The following is a 20,107-nucleotide window of genomic DNA, read 5'->3' on the forward strand; positions in this document are numbered from 1 at the left end:
CCGTCGCAGTCGCGGTACGCGTTGTCACACAGCGGGATTCCAGTTTCACTTTTGCTGCACGAATCGCCTGATCGAAGGTCGCTTCGCCTGCGACCTGGCGATGATCGATCGTCACCAGCCAACCGGAGTGCGAATCGCACCAGCGAATGCGTCGCTCTTCAAGCATGACGGAAAACCATCGCCAAATTGCTGCGTCCTCTGCATTTGCGGCCGCGGCCGCGTCCTGTCGGACAGCATGCAATGCGTCCGCGGTCTGCCTCGCATTTCTCATATTTGTTAGCGCCGTCCTTTCGCCACTGCAGTGAGATGCACTGTCACTTCAGATAGAGCACAAAATAACTTTCCAACGTTTCTGGTCACCCGCGACCGAACTATTGATTCGGGGTTCTCTTTTACTGCAAGACCATTCCGTCATCCTCGAACCCGCAATCTGCCTGACGGTTGGCAACTACTGAGCCGCCGTCTTTCGGATCTGTCCCGCCTGGTTGCCATGACGAACCCTGAGCGCGACAGTTGCAGCTCCGATCGCGTCTTCGCAGTGCACAAAAAAATGCTCTGAGAACGATGTCATAAAAGTCTACATTAAGCGCCGATCCGAGCGCAACCCGCATCTTCGGTTGACCACTACAAGCGGCGATATCGAAGGAAAATCTGACTGTCAACGGCTCTACAGATAGGTGTAAACGATAGATTCGAAATAACCTGAGTCGCGTTGACAAGAAATGTAATACACATTTAATATCTGAAAACGTTGTCATTGCGACGTTCCGTCTGAGGCTAGCGCCTACCCCCTGAAGCGATCCGCTGGGTCCCTGGAGCGAGAAGCATTCGGTGTTTCATCTCCTTGCGAACGGGGCGGCCTCGCTAATAGGCCGAAAACGGCCAGGCTCAGGCGTCGGCACTTGTAAATGAATTTCCTGGAGGATTCATGCTGCACGGCATGCGCGTCATCAGCTTCTGTCATTACCTGCAGGGCCCTGCATCAACCCAATACCTGGCGGATATGGGTGCGGACGTTATCAAGGTCGAAGCGATTCACGGCGCTTACGAGCGCAAATGGTCAGGCGCGGGCGTGTATGTCAACGGCGTCAGCGGATTTTTTCTGTGCGCAAACCGGAACAAGAGGGTAATCGCGCTGGACCTGAAGACGCCGGAGGGGCGCGATATCGCGCTTAGCCTGATCGATAGCGCCGATGCCGTCGTCGAAAACTTCAGGCCTGGCGTTCTTGACCGTCTCGGTTTGGGCTACGAGGCCATCAAGGCTCGTAAGCCGGAAATCATCTATGCATCGGCCAGCGGTTTCGGCGCGACCGGACCGATGAAAGACAAGCCAGGGCAAGACCTTCTTGTGCAGGCGCGCAGCGGACTGGTGGCAGCCTCCGGTGGTGGAAGCACGGCGGTCGGCGCTGCCGTGTGCGACCAGCACGGCGGTGCGCTGCTTGCCATGGGTATTCTCGCGGCCTATGTGAAGCGGCTCGAGACCGGGCACGGGACGCGTGTGGAAGGCAATCTGTTCAACGCCGGCATCGACCTCCAGGCAGAGGCCATCACCAACTATCTCACTGGCCCGAACAACACCGAGCTGTTCGAGCGCGATCCCCACCTGGCAACCTGGTTCCACCAGGCGCCTTATGGTATCTATAGGACTGCCGATGAACGGCCGATCGCGATCTCGCTCAACAATCCCGCCACCTTCGCCGATGCGCTCGATGACGACGGCCTGCGCGCGCTGGCGCGCATAGACCTGTTCAAGGACCGTGACGCGTATGCGCGTGCCACCGCTGCGGCCGTGAAGAAGTACAACTTCGAGCCGCTTGCGGCCGCGCTCGATGCGCTGCATATCTGGTGGGCCCCGGTGAACGACTACAGCGATCTGGCGAATGATCCTCAGGCAATCCACAACCGCGTCTTCGAGAAGGTCGAGGTCAAGGGTGGCACCGCCACCCTCGTCAATCACCCGCTGCGATACGACGGTGAAGTGCCGCCCGTGCGTCACCTGGCGGTGGAGATCGGACACGACACGCGGGAATTACTCGAAGAACTCGGCTACGACGCCGCGCGCATCGCCCGGATGGCTGAGGCCGGTGTCGTAGCGGGGGTGGATCTCGCCCCCGTCAGCGAACAGCTTTGAGCCTGCCGTGGAGCAAGCGACACCTGGGCTTGATGAACAGCCCCAGACCACAACAAGAGGATGTTGCAGTGACAGAGAAAAAGGTAGCCCTCGTAACGGGCGCGCGGCGGGGCATCGGGCGCGCAACAGCGTACGCTCTCGCCGCGGCGGGCTTTAACGTCCTCATCAACGACCGGTGCGAACGGCGTGAGGCTGAAGAAACCTTGTCCGGCATTGCCAAGCGCGGCGGCAGGGGAGAATTCTACGAGGCCGATATCGCCGATCTGAATAGTCACGCCCCGCTCGTCGGCGAAGCCTACCGTTCCTTTGGGCGACTGGATTGCCTCGTCAATAACGCCGGTGTCCAGATCGCCGTACGCGGAGACATGCTGGATGCGCCGCCCGAAGAATTCGACCGTCTGATCAACATCAATCTGAAAGGCACCTTCTTCCTGACCCAGGAAGTGGCCCGGCGCATGATCGCCGAGGACCCGTGCCGCGAGGGACGCAGTATCGTCACGATCACGTCGGCGAACGCAGCGATGGTTTCGCCGGAGAAGTCGCTGTATTGCATTTCGAAGTCGGCGTTGTCGATGGTGGTTCAGTTATATGCCGTGCGCCTGGCGAAAGCGGGCATCGCGCTCTTCGAGATTCGTCCCGGCCTCATCGCGACGGACATGACCGCGGCGGTGCACGATTTCTACAGCGCGCAGATCGAACGCGGACTCACGCCGATGCCGCGCTGGGGTACGCCCGAAGATATTGCGACGGCCGTCGCGAGCCTGGCAACGGGAGCCCTTCCGTACAGCACTGGACATGCCATCGATATCGACGGCGGGCTCCTTCTTTCGCGTCTCTAACTTTCCGGAACTACAAAAGGTACTCAAATGGATCACCCACGTGCGTTCGTCCCCGAAGGCGTCATTCCGGCCTGCCTTCTTCCTTTCGACTGCAACCTCAATATTGATGAACAAGCCTATCGATCCCACCTCAACGACATTGCATCGGTCGAAGGGGTGTCCGCCATCACAATCAACGGTCATGCCGCGGAAGTGCATGCGCTGACACTCGACGAGCAAAAGCGCGCACTCGTGGTGACCCGGGAGACATTGGGGGAGCGCATGCCGATCGTCGCAGGCGTCTTTACGAACAGCAGCCTTGAGGCGGCGCGCATGGCCCGCACCGCCCAGGACGAGGGTGCCGACGCCCTGCTCGTCTTTCCTCCCGACGTCATGGCGCTGGGCGGCCATCTGCGACCCGAAATGATCAGCGAACATGTCCGTCGTATCACGGACGCATCGGACCTGCCCATCGTCCTGTTCCAGTATCCGCTTGCGTCGAACTTGAGCTACTCCCTCGGCAGCCTGCTCGAACTGCTCAACCGGTTTCCACAGATTCGCGCCGTCAAGGACCAGATTGGCGACGGCAACCTTCACGAACGCCATATCCGTGAACTGCACGCACTTGATCAGCCTGTGAAAGTCCTCACCACGCATAGCGCGTGGCTGCTCGGATCGCTTGTACTTGGCTGCGACGGATTGCTCTCGGGCGCCGGCAGTGTGATCGCCGATCTCCAGGTGGCGCTGTTCAGGGCGGTGAAGGCCGGCGACCTCAAGAAAGCGCAGGCCATCAACGACCGGATCTATCCGACGGTGCGTGCGTTCTACGACCCCCCGCTTCTCGATATGCACAACCGGATGAAGGAAGCCCTGGTTCATCTGGGCCGGCTCAAGGAAGCGCACGTCCGGCCTCCTCTGATGAAGCTGCACGAAGCTGAGATTGAAAAGATCGGGCGGTGCATGAAGCAGGCCGGCATCAATCGTGAAATGGCCTACGCGAAAGTGTCCTGACACCCGGTGTCGGCGCTCCATCGCGTACCGGGCGCCGGCAACATGAACCCACTCACTGGCATCCGCACGATGACCCATTTCTATCTCAACGTTGGTGACGAGGTCGAGCTCGAGCGCGACGTCACCGCCGAAGCGGTGCGCATCTTCGCCGACCTGAGTGGCGACCACTCGCCTAACCATGTCGATGAGGATGCGATGTCCACCAGTGCCTATGCCGGCCGTATCGCCCACGGCGCGCTGCTTGTCGCTTATATGTCGGCTTGCTCGACGGCCATCGTCGAACGCGTTCCAGATGTGCGCAAGCTGGAAACACCGGTCTCGCTCGGGTATGACCGAATCCGCTTTCTCCTGCCCGTGTACATCGGGGACAAGATCAGGCTGTGCTATTCGGTGCAGGAAGTCGATGCCGAACGCCGCCGGTGCCGCTCGCAGATTCGAATAACGAACCAGAAGAACGAACTCGTGTGCGTTGGCGAGCACATCTTGAAGTGGGTCAAGTGAGATGAACGACAGCCTGATCGCTCAGCAACAAATTGACAAGGTCGCGCTCCTCACTCTGAACCGGTCGAGTCGCCGTAATGCGCTTAGCAAAGACTTGCTGACGGACTTGGATCGAATGTTGCGCGTCATTGCGGACGATAGCGGAGTATCGGCTGTCGTGATCACAGGCGCCGGCGAACGCGCATTCTGCGCAGGTGCCGACATCAACGAGCAACGTGAATTCACGCCGGAAGACGCTTACGCCCACATGCGCTTTGGGCAGGCGATCTTCGACCGTCTTGAAGCGCTGCCGCAGCCGACCGTCGCGGCGATCAACGGCTTCGCGCTCGGAGGCGGCCTGGAGCTCGCGCTTGCATGCGATATCCGCGTCGCCAGCACGCAGGCACTCATGGGCCTGCCCGAAATTACGCTGGCTAACCTGCCCGGCTGGGGCGGCACGCAGCGCCTGCCACGTCTGGTGGGCGTCTCGGTCGCCAAGCAAATCTTGTTGACGGGCGCCCCGGTCACCGCCGCCGACGCTCGGCAAATGGGCCTCGTCAGCGCGCTCTTTGAACCCGCCGGGTTGCTCGACGGAGCAGTCAGGATGGCGCAGCAAATCGCCATCCATCCCGGTGAAGCGCTTCGCACCATAAAAGCCGTGGTCGCGGTGGGCCTGTCGGAGGGCCGGCGCGAGGGACTCATGGCTGAGGCACGCGGTGTGGCCAACCTGTGGGGGACACCCGCCCAAAAGGCGGCGCAGCACGCTTTTTTTTCGCGCAACAAGTGATCGCTGCCAGCACGCGGCGGCCGGTCGCGAGCAGGCACATCTTCAAAGCGGATCCGGCGGTTCGCCAAGGCGGCTCCGCCCGGTAGTCATAAATCATCCAAAGGAGACAGGTTTGACCCAGCCCAATATTAAACGACGCGCAATCCTCAAAGCCGGAGCCCTTTCGAGCCTCGCCATGGCAGGAATCGGCTTGCCGTCCAAGCAGGCAGACGCGGCAATTACTTTACGACTGTCGACTTCCCTGACCGCAGACCCTGTCTATTCGGTCTCCGCGATCTGGTACAAAAAATTCAACGAACTCGTGCAGAAGAACTGCAACGGGCAGATTGCGGTCCAGTTCTTCCCCGATAACCAGTTGGGCAAGGAAGCCGACATCGTCAGCCAATTGCGTCTCGGTATCGTAGACATGATGATTGGAGGTTCGTCGATCTGGTCGACAGTCGTGCCAGAAGTCGGCGTCTTCGACATGGGTTATCTCTTCAACGGTTGGGACAGCTTCGGCGCGGCGCTCGACGGCGTACCGGGCAAGACGGTATCCAAGCTGCTGGTTGACCGGTCCGGCGTGCGTGTGCTTGGGTGGGCATTTCCACCGGGAGTACGAAGCATCCTGGCCAAAGCACCGGTGTCAAGCTCCGCTGAGTTGAAGGGAAAGAAGATCCGGGTGCTGCCGGTCACTTACTTCCTCGAGACCATGAAATTGATGGGCGCCGTCGCGACGCCTTTATCGTTCGGCGAGGTCTACACCGCGTTGCAAGCCGGCGTAGTGGACGGTTTCGAGCACGATGCGCCGACCGTGCTGGCGGGCAAGTATTACGAAGCCGCGAAGGTTCTGACGCTGACCAAACACATCTATAACCCTTACAACCCAATGATCTCGGAGCGCTCGTTCAACAGCAAAATCCCGAAGAATCTGCAGGAGGGTTTTCTCGCTGCCGCTGCAGACGCAACAACGTATTCGCGCGGCTTGGCGATCACGGCCGAAGCGCAGGCCATGGCCAAGCTCAAGGCGCAGGGCGTGCAAATTGTCGAAGCAGACCGCGCCGGTTTTCGCAAAGACGTGATGCCACTGTGGACGCAGTTCACCGATAAATATCCGAACATGAGGCCGGTCGTCGACGCGATCCGGACGTCCAATGCATGACGCCGGGGCCCACACGCCCCCGCTCGCCGACGCACAACTCAGCACGCCGCTCGGCATCATGCGCACCCGCGTCGACCGTTGGGTCGGGACTTTTATCGACGCAATGGCTGCGGCTTTGCTGGTCGTCAACCTGGCAATCGTCTTTGTGTCGGTCATCTTCCGGTACGCGCTGCATGCGCCATTCGAGTGGGCGGATGACGTGCCGCGCGTGCTGTTGGTTGCACTGACTTTCTTCGGCAGCGCCTCGGCGCTGCGCCGCGGACAGCATGCAGGAATCGAAGTGCTGCGCAAGAAGGTCAGCCCCGCTGCACGTGACGTGCTGGCCGCATTCAGCGTGCTCGTCACGATCATCGTGGCGGGTTGCCTCGTGTGGTTCGGTATCTCGCTGGGCGGCGATGTCGCCGCGCAGACCACCGCGAGCGGCATCTCGCAAGCATGGTTCATCTATCCGATGGCGCTTGGCGGGGCGGCCATGCTGCTATTCGCCCTGAACAAACTGATCGACTTCAGGCTCCGGCCGATAGTTTGCGCAATCGCGCTTCTTGCGGCAATGGCGGCATGTTGGCTGCTCTACCAAAAGCTCACACCGTCGATAGGATCGAATCCTGAACTCGTCATGATGCTGGCGGCGTTTCTCGTCTGTCTTGCTGCCGGCGTGCCTATCGCATTCAGCCTGGGATTTTCAGCGCTGACCCTGCTTGCTGTCGACGGGAACATTACCGGCGCGATCTTTGCGCAACAGGCGTCGTCCGGTGTCGATAACTTCGTTTTGCTGGCAGTCCCGTTCTTCATCCTCACTGGTTATGTGATGGAAGTGAACGGCATGTCGATTCGGCTCATCGAGCTGATACAGCGCGGCGTGGGCCATATCCGCGGCGGCCTGAACGTCGTCATGGTTCTGAGCATGATCGTGTTCTCGGGCATCTCTGGCTCCAAGCTCGCCGACGTGGCCGCCGTGGGCTCCGTGCTGATTCCGGCCGCTCGCCGGTCGAAGCAGGACCCTAACGACGCCGTCGCGCTGCTCGCTGCCTCCGCAGTCATGGCCGAGACGATCCCACCCTGCATCAACCTCATCATACTCGGCTATGTTGCGAACATTTCGATCACCGGACTTTTCATTGCCGGCATAGCGCCTGCACTGCTGCTCGCGGCCAGCCTAATCGCCATGTCGGTAATCTTTGCGCCGAAACGCGCCGTCGCCGTGGAAAGCCTGATGCCGGGGACGAACACCCGGCGGCTGCTGGTGAGCGCACTGATCTGCGGAGGCATGGTCGTGATCATCTTCGGCGGCTTCCGATCGGGTTTCGCAACGGCCACCGAGATATCCGCCTTCGCCGCGGTGTATGCGGGCGCGGTTGGCGGAATCGTTTTTCGCGAGCTCACCTGGAAGAAGACGTGGAACATGCTGGTTCATTCCGCATCGCTTGCAGGCATGGTCCTGTTCATCATCGCACTGGCTCAGACCGTGGCCTTCCTGTTGACGCTCTACCAGGTTCCACACGCGATTGCCGACACGCTGATCATGCTGTCGAAGCCGTTTGGCGCATGGAGCTTCCTGCTCATGTCCATCCTGATCCTGATCGTGATGGGCGCAGTACTGGAGGGCGCGGCAGCGATCATCATCTTCGGGCCGCTGCTGGTACCGGTGGCCATGCAGGTGGGCATCAACCCACTTCATTTCGGCACGATCCTGATTATGTCCATGGGCGTGGGCATGTTCCTGCCGCCGCTCGGGCTCGGTCTTTACGCGTGCTGTGCGATCGGCAACGTGCCCATCGAGGCGACAGTCAAATCGATCATCAAGTATTTCTCGGTGCTCCTGGTTTGCATCTTCGTCCTCGCCTTCTTTCCAGAAATCACGATGGCGCTGCCACGCCATTTCGGTTTCATGCAGTAGTACACAGACAACATAGGAGTGGTTCATGCAGACACAGGGACGCTATTACGACGACCTCGAAGTCGGGGATACGATTGATCTGGGCGGGATGTCCATTTGCGACGCGCACATCGTGAATTTCTCCGGCATTGGCGGCGACTTCTATCCGGTGCATACGGACGACGTGGCGGCGCGCGCGCTCGGCTTCGACCGCAGGATTGCCCACGGCCTCATGATCGTCACGATGGTCGACGGCATGAAGATGCGCTGTCACTGGCAACTCCAGGCAGTCGCGACGCTGTCCGTGACCTGGGACTTCAGGAAGCCGGTGCTGGCGGGCGATCGGATCTCGGCCACCATGCGAGTCGAGTCTAAGCGGACGACGAAGCGTGACGATCGCGCGATCATCGTGTTTGCGTTGGATGTCCGCAATCAGGACAGCGCTGTTGTCCTGACAGGCAAGAGCATGACCATGATGATGCGGCGAACAGCCGGCGCTGCGTCGCGCGTATCGGGAGTCGCAGCATGAGCGCCACGGTTGCCGAGACGATTGATTACGAGGAACTGCGCGAGGCCGCACGCCGCTTCGCCGAAAAAGCGATCAAGCCGATCGCCAATGAGCTTGACCGTACCTCGGCATTCCCGCAAGAGCTTTATCGTGAGATGTGTTCGCTTGGTCTCTTTGGGATCAACGTGCCCGAGGAGGTTGGCGGGGTGGGCGCGGATTGCCAGGCCTATGCGCTCGTCATGGAGGAACTGGCGGCGGGCTATGCGGCGATCGGAGATTATTTCAGCCTAATGGAGTTGCTGAGCACGCTGTTGTCGCGGTTTGGCACGAAGGAACAACAGGCCGGCTATCTCACCCCGCTGCTGGCCGGCGACAAGCTAGGCGCGTTCGCACTGACCGAACCGGAAGCCGGCTCCGATCTCGGCGGCCTGAAAACCACGGCGACCCGAACGCCGCATGGCTGGAAGCTCAGCGGGTCGAAACTGTGGATCCAGAACGCCCCGGTATGCGATTTCGCTCTCGTCCTGGCGCGCTTGTCACCGGCGGACGGACCGAAATCGATGGGTATCTTTATCGTCGATGCGGACCGGCCTGGTTTTTCGCGTGGAAAGAAAGAAGAGAAGATGGGGCAACGCGCATCGCAGATTGGCGCGCTCTTTTTTGACGAGATCGAACTGCCCGACACAGCGCTGCTGGGTGAGGCCGGCAAGGGCTTCAAGATCATGATGAGCGTGCTCGACAAAGGCCGTGTCGGGATGGCTTCGCTCGCTGTTGGCATCCACCGCGCGGCGCTAGAAGCGGCGATCGAACAGGCCAAGCAGCGCCGCCAGTTCGGACAGCCCATTGCCGATTTCCAGGCGATTCAGTTCATGCTGGCAGACATGGCGAAGGATCTCCATGCGTCGAGGCTGCTGGTCCAGGATGCTGCGCAGCGCATTGATACCGGAGCGGAATCGACCCAGTACTGCTCGATAGCCAAATGCTTCGCTACCGATGCGGCGAACTTGCATGTGTCGAATGCGCTGCAAATCTTTGGCGGCAGCGGATACATCAAGGACTTCCTGGTCGAGCGCCTGTTTCGCGACGTGAGGATCACTCAGATCTACGAAGGAACCAATCAGATTCAGCGGATGATCATCGCTAGAAAGATCCTCACATAGCCGTTGAAAATGAGCGCGGCGCTCAGGTCTTACGCGGCGCCGCGCGATCATGAGCCGAACACCGACCTCACGATGCAGCCGTCGCCGTCACCGGTGCCCCCACCGTCCCACGAATGATCAGCTTTGCCTCCAACTCAATGCACTCGAGCGGCGATTTCCCGTCCAGTTTTTCGAGCAGGAAATTTCCCGCATGCACTCCCATGTCCGTCGCCGGAACCTGCATGGTGGTTAGCGGCGGGTTCAGATGCGGGGCGAATTCAAGATCGTCGAAACCCGTGATGGAAATCTGTGACGGCACGCTGATGCCCGCCGCGATGCACTCGGAGATACACCCGAACGCAAGAATGTCGCTGCTGCAAATAATGGCTGACGCGCGTTCCGGCTGGCTCAGCAGCTTGCGTGCGGCGTCGCGTCCCGACGTGATCGCATAGGGCGCCTCCACGATGCGTTCCTCCGGTACCCGCAAGCCACGCTCGGCCAACGCTGCGCGTATGCCTTCAATACGGGAGTTCACGCGGTCGTTGTCCTTGCGCACGCCGGAAAGAATCGCAAATTCGCGGTGTCCGACACTCATCAAATAGTCGGCGACCTGTTTCGCGGCTGCGCGATTATCGAAGCCTACGCAGGGATGCCCTGCGTAGGGATCGTAGACGTAGGTATTGATGTAAGGCACTTTACGGATATGAAGGAATTCGTAAAGCGCCTTGTCGTGCGACGTGCCAACGAGCACTACGCCCTCCGCGCCGCGCTCGATCAGAAGCTGCGTCTGCCGGAACTCTTTCCGGGCATCGAAACCTGACGTGGTGACGATGAGCGAGTAGCCCTCTTCTCCCAGGCGGTTTTCAAGCGCGTTAGCGACGCGTGCATAAATGGCATGGTCGAGCGTGGGCAGCACCGCACCGATCATGCGCGTGCGCCGTGACCTGAGCGCCCGCGCAGCGTTGTTCGGCGTGTATCCAAGTTTCCGCACGGCGGCCAATACGCGTTGCGCTACCTCGTCGCGCACGATCTCAGGCGTATTTAGAACTCTGGAGACCGTTGACGGCGAACAGCCAGCAACGCGGGCAACGTCCAGCAAATTTACGGTTTGTTCCGCTGATTGAAATCGTTCTCTCATCTTCGCTTTACTTTCAGGACCCGGCGCGAGTCTTTGTTGCTGTCATGGATTTTTCCTTTACATCAAGGGCTTGTCATTTTCCATACCAACGAGATGATACCGGAGACGCGGAGTTTTGGAGCGGATGCCGAACGCATTTTGACAGCGATTTCACATCATCAAGTCTGCCGTTACATGGAGTGCCACTAAACTTCGGGGATAGAGCGCAGAGCGTCCGGGAATCCGCTCAAAGGCCCGCGCACACGGCATTGTGCCTTGTCCCGCTTCGCGCCCGAGCTCGTCACGCGGCGTGGTTCATAAACCGTGCTTTTTGCGTTACACGGCACTGCCGCTGCGCGCACGATAGCGAACAGCGCATGACGCGTTGCCAGATCAGGGCCCGCCAGTGCCAGGACGTCGCGCTCCAGCCAACGGGCAAGCGTCCGAAGGTCCTCAGCGAGCTGATGCGCCCGTGGCTTCGAGGCAAAGCAGTTCGGCAAGCCGGGCGATGAGCAGGCTGTCCTGAGAGCGTTGACGGGGGTTGGCGAGGCGGGCTTCGAGTGTTTCGCGTTCCGAGCATACGCCGCTGGCGATGCGTGCCCAGATAGTGACGAGGGTACTGCTGATGGATGTGGAACACGTCGGCATGACACGGAGCACCGGGCCATGCGAGTTTCTGGCCGGCGCAGACCCGTGCCGGCGTCGGCAATTGTGTAATCGGGGTTCAGTCCCTGCGCCTGAAGATCCAGCAGATGGACAGCCCAGGCGCCGCCTGTCGCGATGCTCTTCGGCGGCAAGCAGATAGCAATAGGTCGCGGCGGCGGCGATGCCGGCGAGCACGGCCAGCGGCCGTGACACCTTCCCCCGATTGCGAGCGGTCAGAGAATTTAGCCTAGAAAAGCTGATTCAAACCGATCATGACGCCCGTTTGATCAAAGCCCCCCGGCGAATTAAAGTCATAGGTATTGAGCGTGAATGACGTCCCTCCGTGATTCTTGAGAACGCCGCCATAGGCATAGAGGCTCGTTCGCTTAGATATCGAATAGGTCGCCCCGGCTATAAACCATGTGGGCTGACCTTGGTTGTCATTCGTATGATAGTGGGCAGCTTCACCGATCAGGGCCAGCGCCGGAGACAGGCGATACTGCAAGCCGCCGTAGTAGGTGTAACCAGCCGGCGAGAGATGCAGGTCACCACTGATGTCCGTATAGCCGCCGTAGACGGTAGCAGCGCCGATCGAATAACGCAGTGCGGCATTGACGCGGCGATCGACTTCCGACGATAGATCAGCGCTCGTAGTCACCGACCCGCGACTCTGTTCAAAGACAACGTGCGCGCCGAATGAATTGTTCTCGTACAACAACGCCCCGCTGGTGAAGCGGCCCGCGGTTGCGTTGCCGGCCACTTGCTGCCCGAAGCCATACATCAGTATGCTGGAAAAGCCGCTGTAGACCGGACTTGACCATTTAACCGAGTTGTTCTGATTCAAGCTCGAAACTGGAATGTAATTGGTAGATTGCGATGAGTATTCGGCCAGATAAGTCGGGTCATAAAACAGCGATTGCTCGAACAATATGCTCCGCTGACGGCCGAGCGTAACAGTACCAAAGTTCTTGGTGCTCAATCCCACGTATGCGTATCGGTCGAACGGTGTTCCAGGAATAGTGTAGTTGCCGGTGCCCAAATTGAAGCCGGACTCGAGCTTGAAAACCGCGGCGTACCCCTCTCCCAGATCCTCCGTTCCGGTAATACCGAAGCGGCTCGGCTGCTCGTTACCTGACTGGAGGCCGATCGTTCTTTCGCCGCCGCTACCCGCGTGCGTCAGATACTGAATCCCAAGGTCGACGTCCCCATAAAGGGTTACGGACGATTGCGCGTGTGCTGACGCGACAAGCGAAAGGGAAAGAAGCGCAAGAGTGCATGTAGAAGTTTTCATCTTCGTATGTCTTGATCCATATTTAAGGGCTTGATAGACGATGTTTGATGTCATGGATTCTAAAAAAAATTAAATTGGATTACTAAATAAATATCCCGCTTGCTTTAACTTCAAATGCGCTGTCCGCTGCGACCATAATTCGGTCGCGCGGTCAGTCACAAACCTTCGGCTGGTTATGAAATTCGCCTTCTCATTGAGGCGTGTTTACCGCGGCAGAACCCCGAAGCATTCTTGATCATTCTTCTTTCATGACTTGCTCGGCCAGAAACGAAACATGCGCCGAAACAATCTTCCAACCTGCGAGGGTGCGCACCCATGTTTGGCTCTGACGTCCGAGGCGGCTTTCGTTCTCGTTACGGAACTCAGCGTTCACAGTCGCAAAATCCCGTCCATAGGTCGTAGTCACAACGCGAAGCAGTTCTCGCGGCCGCGGTCCTTTTGGACGGCCAGCTCGAAACGAAGCAATCTGCGCGGCGCCGTAGAGATTTTCGGTATCGCCGTATCGTAAGGTTAGCGGATCATTCCAAAAGAGCTCCGTCAATGTAGGGACGTCGTTCTCGACCAGGGCTTGCTCGTAACGTGCGAACACCACGCCCACCTCGTTTAGTACCTCACTGAGATTGATATCGAGCACTGGCGACCTAGAGCGCATCGCGCTCTAACCACTCGATATGACGCCGCACTGACGCATCGAATGCGTGCTCGCCGTTTTTTGCAATGACCCGGTCCCAAAAGGCACCATACACGGCATCGAAGTGCCAAGGTTTAATACGATCTGCTATCTGCTGGACCGCCTTTACACCAAGAGGAATAAAATTCGGGTAGCTTCGCATGAAGCCAAGATGCTTACGGTCCGCGACCACTTGCAGGATATCGCCCGAAAGCAGTGCGCCCTTGCCACCGGCGCCCTGCGCCCAGTGCATCACGGTTCCACCTTCGAAATGACCGCCGGCCCGCAGCAGAGTCAGGCCCGGCGCAATTTCCTTCGTGTTGCCGTCCCAATACTCGATGCAGGAATCGCGGTGCATAACCCATTGTTGGTCCGCCGCGTGAAGATAGACAGGTATGTCGCCGAAGGCTCTGCTCCACTCGACCATTGTCGCGTAGTAGTGCGGATGGGAAATGGCAATTGCCTGCACGCCTCCCAAACCGTTCAACAACTCAACCATCGTGTCATTGACCAGACTGACGCAGTCCCATAGGACGTTGCCATGCGGCGACCGAACCAGCAATGCACGTTGGCCGATTGCAAAGGATGGACTCGTGCCAATTCCAAGCAACCCCGCATCGTCACGAAACGTGATCTGGTGACTTTGACTGAGCTTGGGAAGCGTCGTCCAGCTCTGCCCGGCCGGCAGAACAAATTGACGCTCTTCCTCGCAAATAACACAGGCCTCGGGCGGATTCACCGAAGGCGAATATTGCGATCCGCACGTTGTGCAGATATATGAGTTCATCGAATGCAGCCTCCATGGAATGTGTTAAGCGGATACGTCCGGATCCATCGCTGCCTCGATCGCGGCGGCAAGGTTGAGGATCGATTCGTCTTTTTTGCCAATACCGGCGACTGTCAGACCGACCGGTGCATCACCCGCGCGATGAACTGGAATTGATACCGCGCAGCCATCGAGGAAGTTGATGACAGTCGAGTTTCTCAACACCAGCAAGTTAGTCGACGCAAAAAGGTGGTCATCCCTTTCCAGCGCGGAAATACTGGGCGCGATAATCGGCACGGTGGGGAAAAGGACCGCGTCGTAAGGCGCCAGATCGCGTTTCATCGCGCGGATAAATCGTTTCCTGTTCTCGGTCAAATCGAGGTAATCGGCGGCGGACTGCTGCCCGCCTCTAAGCAGGCGCGAGCGCACGCGCGGGTCATAAGCGTCGCCGCTCGTCTCCAGCCATTCGCGGTGTGTAAAATATCCTTCCGCTGCTGGAAAACCACCCTTGGAATTATAGGTACCCAGGTTCTCTAGTGCTGGAAGCTCTCCTTCAACCAGCGTCGCTCCGGCGCGTGAGAGGCCGCTAAGCACCGTTGCAAACGCTTCGCTTACCTGTTTGTCCATATCGTCGACAAGATAGCGGCGAGGGACGAGCAGGCGCACGGAGCGCAGATCAACCGGCGTCCGGATAACTCGCGCGGAAGCCATGACGGAAACCAGGGTAGAGCAACAAGCAACGCTGTTGCCTAGCGAACCGATGGAATCCAGAGAGTGGGAAAGCGGCATGACTCCGCTGCGCGGAATGCGCGAGGCAGTAGGCTTGAATCCTGCGATACCGGTGAACGCCGCGGGAATCCGGCATGAGCCGCCTGTGTCCGTGCCGATCGCCCCAAGCGCCATGCAGTCCGTGATAGATATTGCTGCGCCCGAACTGGAGCCGCCAGGAATGCGGCCGGTTGCGCGGTCCCACGGATTCTTTGGCGTGCCGTGGTGCGGATTCAGGCCGAGTCCCGAAAAGGCGAACTCAGTCATGTTCGTACGCCCAATGACAATGAAGCCTGCGCGGCGCAGACGCCTTACCGCCATGGCATCACGTGTCGCCCGCGCTGCTGATTGAAGGAAAGCAGAACCCGCCGTCGTTACCTGGCCTGCTACGTCGAGAATATCCTTGACCGAGATAGGGATACCCGCGAATTCGCTGCAATGGACACCGTGCGCGCGGGCTGCATCGACGGAGTCCGCCTGCGCCCGAACCGCGTCCGGCTCCACATAAATGAACGCCCGGGCGCCTTCGCCTGACTTATCGCTGATTCTCTCCAGGCAGCTTTCGACCAGTTCCCGGCTCCGGATCTTGCCGTTGTTCAACTGTCGTGCAACCTGCGCTATGGTCGTATGTGGCATGTCGGAAAGTTGATATTAACTAAATGACTGAATGCGCTCAGCACGTCGACGTCGGGCACATTTCGCCGGTCATCGAAAGAACAGTAGTTGCGCCTTCCCGTCGCTTGTCACCACCGCTAGGCGCACGCCGTCCCGATCCCATGCAAGCGAACAGACTGAGCTTCCCCGCGGAGTGGCCAGAACAATCTCAGCGCCATCCCTGACCCTGACGAGCAGCAGCAGTCCGTCCGCATAGCCCGTTGCGACGATTTCTAGTACAGGGTTGCAGGCGACGATCGTTACCCTCTCCGAGTACGGTGCCCACAGTAGCGGCATGGTGGGGCCACGAATGCTTTGATCGACTTGCAAAGGCCACAGCATCAATCGCTCGGCACCGGAGGTCGCCAGCCAACGTCCGTCGCATGTCCAATCCATGCTTCGCACGCGCTCGCTGTAGCCCGCAAATCGAATCGACTTTTTATCGGCGAGATGCCATCCGTTGACGACCGATTCCTGCATCGCGCTCACGAGAAACCTGCCATCCGCACTAGCCAGGAGTTCCGTGTGCACGCCCGGCTTCTCGAGGGTTTCCGGAGGGCGATCGGGCGACCACAACGTTATCCCGCCAGAATGCGCGACCGCGAGGCGCGCATTCTGGCCAAGAAATGCCATGCCACCGCCTGCTGAATCGACCTGAAACGACGCTTCGCTACCGGCCTCGCTTCTTACGGTCACATCCTTGCCCGCTGACCACGCGACGAGCGAGGAAGAACCGAGTGCTACACGCTCGATCCATCGCCGCCTTGCATCTTTCCCGATGACATCGCTCGTCCGCAGATCCGAACTCGATACAAGGAGCCCGTTGTCGCAACCTGCCACCAGTCTCGAGTCATCCGCGGTGATGCAAAGAATCGCGCCGGGACCGCAATTCAGTTGCCACTGATCACCCCGCTGCCCGATGCATTCGGCGCCGCCGCTTGCACGCGTGAACACGGCATCGCCGCGAAAAAACGTTGCGGCGACGATTGCATCGCTACTTTCGACGGTTCGGACGCTGTCGACGAAAAACTCAGTCTCTAACATGTGCGGGCGCCCCTAGCCGCTCACTAAGCATTCATCGAAGGCGCTTTGAATCACAGCCACGGGAAGATTTCGTCCTATAAAAACTGCCCGGCTCGAACGCGGTTCACCATCACGCCACCGACGTTGGTGGTTCGCTTCGAGAATCATATGGACACCTTGGAAGACAAAGCGTTCGGGATCGTTGACGAGGGAAAGAATACCCTTGCAACGCAGCACGTTCCGCCCTTGCGCGGCAATGAACGGCTCGAACCAAGCCATGAATTTCTTGCCGTCGACGGGGTCGTCGGCGAAAATACTCAAAGACTGGATGTCGTCGTCGTGAGCATGATGATCGTGGTGATGGTGGCCGTGGTGATGAGTGCCGGTAGGCTTCCGGGCGGGCACATCCGGCTCTATATCTTCGATGCGGGCGACGTCGAATGCCCCCAACCCGATCACGTCCGACAACGCCATCGAGCAGCGTTGCGTCCGGTGAATCTTTGCCAGCGGGTTGATCGCGCGGATGCGGCGCTCTGTCGCTTCAAGCGAAGCGGGTGTGACCAGATCGGTTTTGTTGAGCAACACTACATCGGCCATCGCAAGCTGGCTTCGCGCTTCGGGCGCATCATCCAGCCGGTCGGACAGCCAGCGCGCATCTGCGACGGTAACCATTGCGTCTAGCCGGACGAGGCTGCTGATTGCATCATCGGCGAAGAAAGTTTGAGCAACAGGCGCAGGATCGGCAAGACCCGTCGTCTCCACAATAATGGCGTCGAACTTGCCCTTGCGGCGCATGAGACCTTCAATGATGCGTATGAGATCGCCGCGCACATTGCAGCAGACGCAGCCGTTGTTGAGCTCGAAAACTTCCTCGTCCGCTCCCACGACGAGGTCGCCGTCGATACCGACCTCACCAAACTCGTTCACTATGACGGCGTAGCGCTGGCCGTGCGGTTCCGTGAGAATGCGATTCAACAGCGTTGTCTTGCCCGCGCCAAGGTAACCCGTGAGCACGGTGACCGGAACTCTCTCATCCATTTACTTGACCCTCGTAAGCCGGACTCTGCCCGCATTAGACATTCCCGGATGCTGACTGCCGCGGCGCCTGAAGCGCGCGGGCAGGCTTCAGATGGTGACAACGCTTGAGCTAAGCACGAAGCGGGAAAGCTAAAGGGCGAATAGGCGAGCCGGTTGCGCCACGAAGGCGAATCGGCGCTCCGACGAATGCAAATTCGTACACCTGATCACGAGATAGGCTTTCGAGGTCGAGACACTCGATCTGTGGAACACCCGCTTCGGTAAGGAAATGGATGTGACCCGGCAGCCATAGATTGTCGTTGTTAGCGGGGGTGCGTTCGACTGCCTCATTGTCCGCGCCGACGACCACGGCCTTTTGAGCGGTGATCCACCTTGCTGTCTCCACGGTGACGCCCGGGCTATCCCCGAATACCTTGGAACCATCGGGCCAATATCGCATACGCCCGGTTCTCAGCAACACGACATCTCCTTCCCGCACTGGCGTGCCCTGCCGCTTTACCGCTGCCTCGCAATCGTCGACGGTAATGCCGTAGGACGGCGGTAAACAGTCGACGCCCTTGAGTGCGGCGATATCGAGCAGCACGCCGCGCGCAACGATAGGGCTGATTTGCTCGCTACCGCCTTTCTGCCAACCGCGGCTGCCGAGATGCGTGTCCGCATCGAAACCGTTGTAAATTTTGCGGCCATAGCCGAAATGATTGAGCGCATCGATGTGGGTACCGGTGTGCGTATACATCAAGACCACGTCGCCCGAATATCCACAGCACCTGTTGAGTCGCTCGCCAGCGCCGTTCAGATTGTCGACGACCGTCCCACCCGGCGTGTGCGTCATCCACATCTGATATGCGGGATCCCCGGCAGCCTGAAAGCTGGGCATGCCGAGGAAGTAGTCGACGCTCAGGTCATAGACACGCGAAGCATCGACACGCGACATGATGGCGTTGCGCGAGTCGGCGGTCATCAGATTCAACGCGCCCTGCTGGTCTTCCGGTCCCCAGGGACTCATTCCCACCGAAGGAGTTTCGTTGGCCGTTGTGCTCACGAGGCTTCTCCTTCGGGCGCCAAAACGTAATCACACACAGCACGCGCTGCGAACATGGGCAGCAAACGTTCGACCGCTTTAGTATGAGCCGGATGGTTGGAGTATCGTTCGAGATCCTCGAACGAATCGAAGTCGGTAGTCAACCCGTAGTCCCACAGATCTCCGGACGCGCCCGGCGCGCCTTCATGCTTGCCGATGCTCCACCCACGCGTGCCTGGAATGACACGCGGCAGTTCGTTCAGGATTTGCACGACTTCTTCCGGGTCCGCACCCTTAACGACATTCCACAGGAAAATATGACGAATCAATTAAACACCTCACTAAATTATCCAAGCGATCACGCCCGTGGGCTCCGAGTACATGGGCGCCAGAATTGCGCCGTCTGTCCGCCGCAGAAGTTCGAGTCGGCATGGTCGCAGGCCCCACTCGCGACACCTGCTTCCGCATGAACAAAACTTCAGACCACTATCTCCATGTACCTTCGTAACATAGCTATCTATAATATCTTCGTCAAGGCGTTTATACGACAGCTCGCGGTTACTTCCGAATGTATTTTGACGCGTGGACGCGAGGGTTGCGCGGGGTCGGGAAAGCGTTTCATAATAGTTAATTTACATCGCTAGGAAAGGAAAACGAATGGCCAGAAAGTCAACTCCAACGGTGACGCGCGAGGAACTGCTAGACGAGGGAGCGGATGCGGAATTCCGCGTGCTCGTACATGACTTGCTTGCATTCTCTGCACGGATAGGCGCCGTCGAGTCGGGTTTGGGAAACCTTATCGGAATGACGCAGACGCAGTTCCGGATCGTAATGTCAACTGCATATCTGCAGGCATCTCACGGCGTCGGCGTCAATGCGCTGGCGGAACATCTTCATTTCAGCGGGGCTTTCGTCACGAGCGAAGTCAACAAACTGGTATCGAACGGTACCATCGAAAAAACGAACGATCCGGTGGATCGGCGCCGGGTACGCCTCAAGTTGACGGCCGCCGCTCGCCGCCACCTGGAGGATCTGAAGAAGTTTCAGGCACCCGTGAACGACGTGCTTTTTTCGAGCATTACGCGAGATGAATTTGTCATGCTCCGCTCGGTGATGAGCCGGCTCGTATCGCATGGCGACGAGGCGCTTGCGCTCCTGGATTTCTATTCGAAGACGGAGCGCAAGGAAGCTGTCTGAGGGATCGGCAATCGCACTGTCAGGGG

Annotated in this window: 20 protein-coding genes; 10 read left to right on the forward strand and 10 right to left on the reverse strand. The window is 59.0% G+C overall.

Annotated elements, in window-relative coordinates:
- Positions 1 to 928: 928 nt before the first annotated feature.
- From ACSQ36_RS41120 to ACSQ36_RS41160, 9 genes are all read left to right on the forward strand, one after another.
- The gene (locus tag ACSQ36_RS41120) at positions 929 to 2,131 is read left to right on the forward strand and encodes a CaiB/BaiF CoA transferase family protein (protein ID WP_436186639.1); all 1,203 of its coding nucleotides are present in this window, start codon (positions 929 to 931) and stop codon (positions 2,129 to 2,131) included.
- A gap of 68 nt (positions 2,132 to 2,199) precedes the next feature.
- Positions 2,200 to 2,970 (forward strand): 3-ketoacyl-ACP reductase, encoded by a 771-nt coding sequence (locus ACSQ36_RS41125; protein ID WP_436186640.1) that lies wholly within the window; start codon positions 2,200 to 2,202, stop codon positions 2,968 to 2,970.
- A 27-nt stretch (positions 2,971 to 2,997) separates the two neighbouring features.
- Entirely contained in the window at positions 2,998 to 3,960 is a 963-nt protein-coding gene (locus ACSQ36_RS41130) for a dihydrodipicolinate synthase family protein (RefSeq protein ID WP_436186641.1), read from the forward strand.
- A gap of 42 nt (positions 3,961 to 4,002) precedes the next feature.
- Positions 4,003 to 4,461, forward strand: coding sequence for a MaoC family dehydratase (locus ACSQ36_RS41135; protein WP_436186642.1), 459 nt, complete (start codon positions 4,003 to 4,005; stop codon positions 4,459 to 4,461).
- A gap of 1 nt (position 4,462) precedes the next feature.
- Entirely contained in the window at positions 4,463 to 5,227 is a 765-nt protein-coding gene (locus ACSQ36_RS41140) for an enoyl-CoA hydratase/isomerase family protein (RefSeq protein WP_436186643.1), read from the forward strand.
- A 112-nt stretch (positions 5,228 to 5,339) separates the two neighbouring features.
- A complete protein-coding gene (locus ACSQ36_RS41145; protein ID WP_436186644.1) occupies positions 5,340 to 6,368 on the forward strand; it encodes a TRAP transporter substrate-binding protein in 1,029 nt (342 codons plus the stop codon).
- The gene (locus ACSQ36_RS41150) at positions 6,361 to 8,265 is read left to right on the forward strand and encodes a TRAP transporter large permease (RefSeq protein ID WP_436186645.1); all 1,905 of its coding nucleotides are present in this window, start codon (positions 6,361 to 6,363) and stop codon (positions 8,263 to 8,265) included. Before ACSQ36_RS41145 ends, ACSQ36_RS41150 begins: the two co-directional genes overlap by 8 nt.
- A gap of 25 nt (positions 8,266 to 8,290) precedes the next feature.
- Positions 8,291 to 8,773 carry a MaoC family dehydratase gene (locus tag ACSQ36_RS41155; RefSeq protein WP_436186646.1) on the forward strand — a complete coding sequence of 161 codons (483 nt, stop codon included), beginning with the start codon at positions 8,291 to 8,293 and terminating at the stop codon, positions 8,771 to 8,773.
- Positions 8,770 to 9,912, forward strand: a complete 1,143-nt coding sequence (locus ACSQ36_RS41160; protein WP_436186647.1) for an acyl-CoA dehydrogenase family protein — start codon at positions 8,770 to 8,772, stop codon at positions 9,910 to 9,912. The genes ACSQ36_RS41155 and ACSQ36_RS41160 overlap by 4 nt, the downstream gene beginning before the upstream one ends.
- A gap of 67 nt (positions 9,913 to 9,979) precedes the next feature.
- Here the strand turns inward: ACSQ36_RS41160 and ACSQ36_RS41165 are convergent, their stop codons facing one another.
- The 10 genes from ACSQ36_RS41165 to ACSQ36_RS41210 all read right to left on the reverse strand — a co-directional run bounded on the left by ACSQ36_RS41165 (position 9,980) and on the right by ACSQ36_RS41210 (position 19,213).
- The gene (locus tag ACSQ36_RS41165; protein WP_436186648.1) at positions 9,980 to 11,029 is read right to left on the reverse strand and encodes a LacI family DNA-binding transcriptional regulator; all 1,050 of its coding nucleotides are present in this window, start codon (positions 11,027 to 11,029) and stop codon (positions 9,980 to 9,982) included.
- Between the two features lie 432 nt (positions 11,030 to 11,461).
- The gene (locus ACSQ36_RS41170) at positions 11,462 to 11,656 is read right to left on the reverse strand and encodes a hypothetical protein (RefSeq protein ID WP_436186649.1); all 195 of its coding nucleotides are present in this window, start codon (positions 11,654 to 11,656) and stop codon (positions 11,462 to 11,464) included.
- A 244-nt stretch (positions 11,657 to 11,900) separates the two neighbouring features.
- Positions 11,901 to 12,944: a porin gene (locus ACSQ36_RS41175; protein ID WP_436186650.1), complete on the reverse strand. Its 1,044-nt coding sequence runs from the start codon at positions 12,942 to 12,944 to the stop codon at positions 11,901 to 11,903.
- A 235-nt stretch (positions 12,945 to 13,179) separates the two neighbouring features.
- Positions 13,180 to 13,596 carry an oxalurate catabolism protein HpxZ gene (hpxZ, locus tag ACSQ36_RS41180; protein ID WP_436186651.1) on the reverse strand — a complete coding sequence of 139 codons (417 nt, stop codon included), beginning with the start codon at positions 13,594 to 13,596 and terminating at the stop codon, positions 13,180 to 13,182.
- The gene (locus tag ACSQ36_RS41185; protein ID WP_436186652.1) at positions 13,586 to 14,353 is read right to left on the reverse strand and encodes a hypothetical protein; all 768 of its coding nucleotides are present in this window, start codon (positions 14,351 to 14,353) and stop codon (positions 13,586 to 13,588) included. The genes hpxZ and ACSQ36_RS41185 overlap by 11 nt, the downstream gene beginning before the upstream one ends.
- A gap of 72 nt (positions 14,354 to 14,425) precedes the next feature.
- Positions 14,426 to 15,784, reverse strand: a complete 1,359-nt coding sequence (locus ACSQ36_RS41190; RefSeq protein WP_436186653.1) for an amidase — start codon at positions 15,782 to 15,784, stop codon at positions 14,426 to 14,428.
- Positions 15,785 to 15,853: 69 nt separating this feature from the next.
- Positions 15,854 to 16,846, reverse strand: coding sequence for a WD40 repeat domain-containing protein (locus tag ACSQ36_RS41195; RefSeq protein WP_436186654.1), 993 nt, complete (start codon positions 16,844 to 16,846; stop codon positions 15,854 to 15,856).
- Positions 16,847 to 16,858: 12 nt separating this feature from the next.
- Positions 16,859 to 17,863 carry a CobW family GTP-binding protein gene (locus ACSQ36_RS41200; RefSeq protein WP_436186655.1) on the reverse strand — a complete coding sequence of 335 codons (1,005 nt, stop codon included), beginning with the start codon at positions 17,861 to 17,863 and terminating at the stop codon, positions 16,859 to 16,861.
- A 109-nt stretch (positions 17,864 to 17,972) separates the two neighbouring features.
- On the reverse strand, positions 17,973 to 18,905 hold the full coding sequence (locus ACSQ36_RS41205; RefSeq protein WP_436186656.1) for a cyclase family protein: 933 nt from the start codon (positions 18,903 to 18,905) through the stop codon (positions 17,973 to 17,975).
- Positions 18,902 to 19,213, reverse strand: a complete 312-nt coding sequence (locus ACSQ36_RS41210) for a Dabb family protein (protein WP_436186657.1) — start codon at positions 19,211 to 19,213, stop codon at positions 18,902 to 18,904. Before ACSQ36_RS41210 ends, ACSQ36_RS41205 begins: the two co-directional genes overlap by 4 nt.
- Before the next feature lie 328 nt (positions 19,214 to 19,541).
- Between ACSQ36_RS41210 and ACSQ36_RS41215 the strand changes: the two genes are divergently transcribed.
- On the forward strand, positions 19,542 to 20,081 hold the full coding sequence (locus ACSQ36_RS41215; RefSeq protein ID WP_436186658.1) for a MarR family winged helix-turn-helix transcriptional regulator: 540 nt from the start codon (positions 19,542 to 19,544) through the stop codon (positions 20,079 to 20,081).
- Positions 20,082 to 20,107: the final 26 nt, after the last annotated feature.

This window comes from Caballeronia sp. LjRoot34 (genome assembly GCF_964253815.1).
In the GTDB taxonomy this organism is placed as follows: domain Bacteria; phylum Pseudomonadota; class Gammaproteobacteria; order Burkholderiales; family Burkholderiaceae; genus Caballeronia.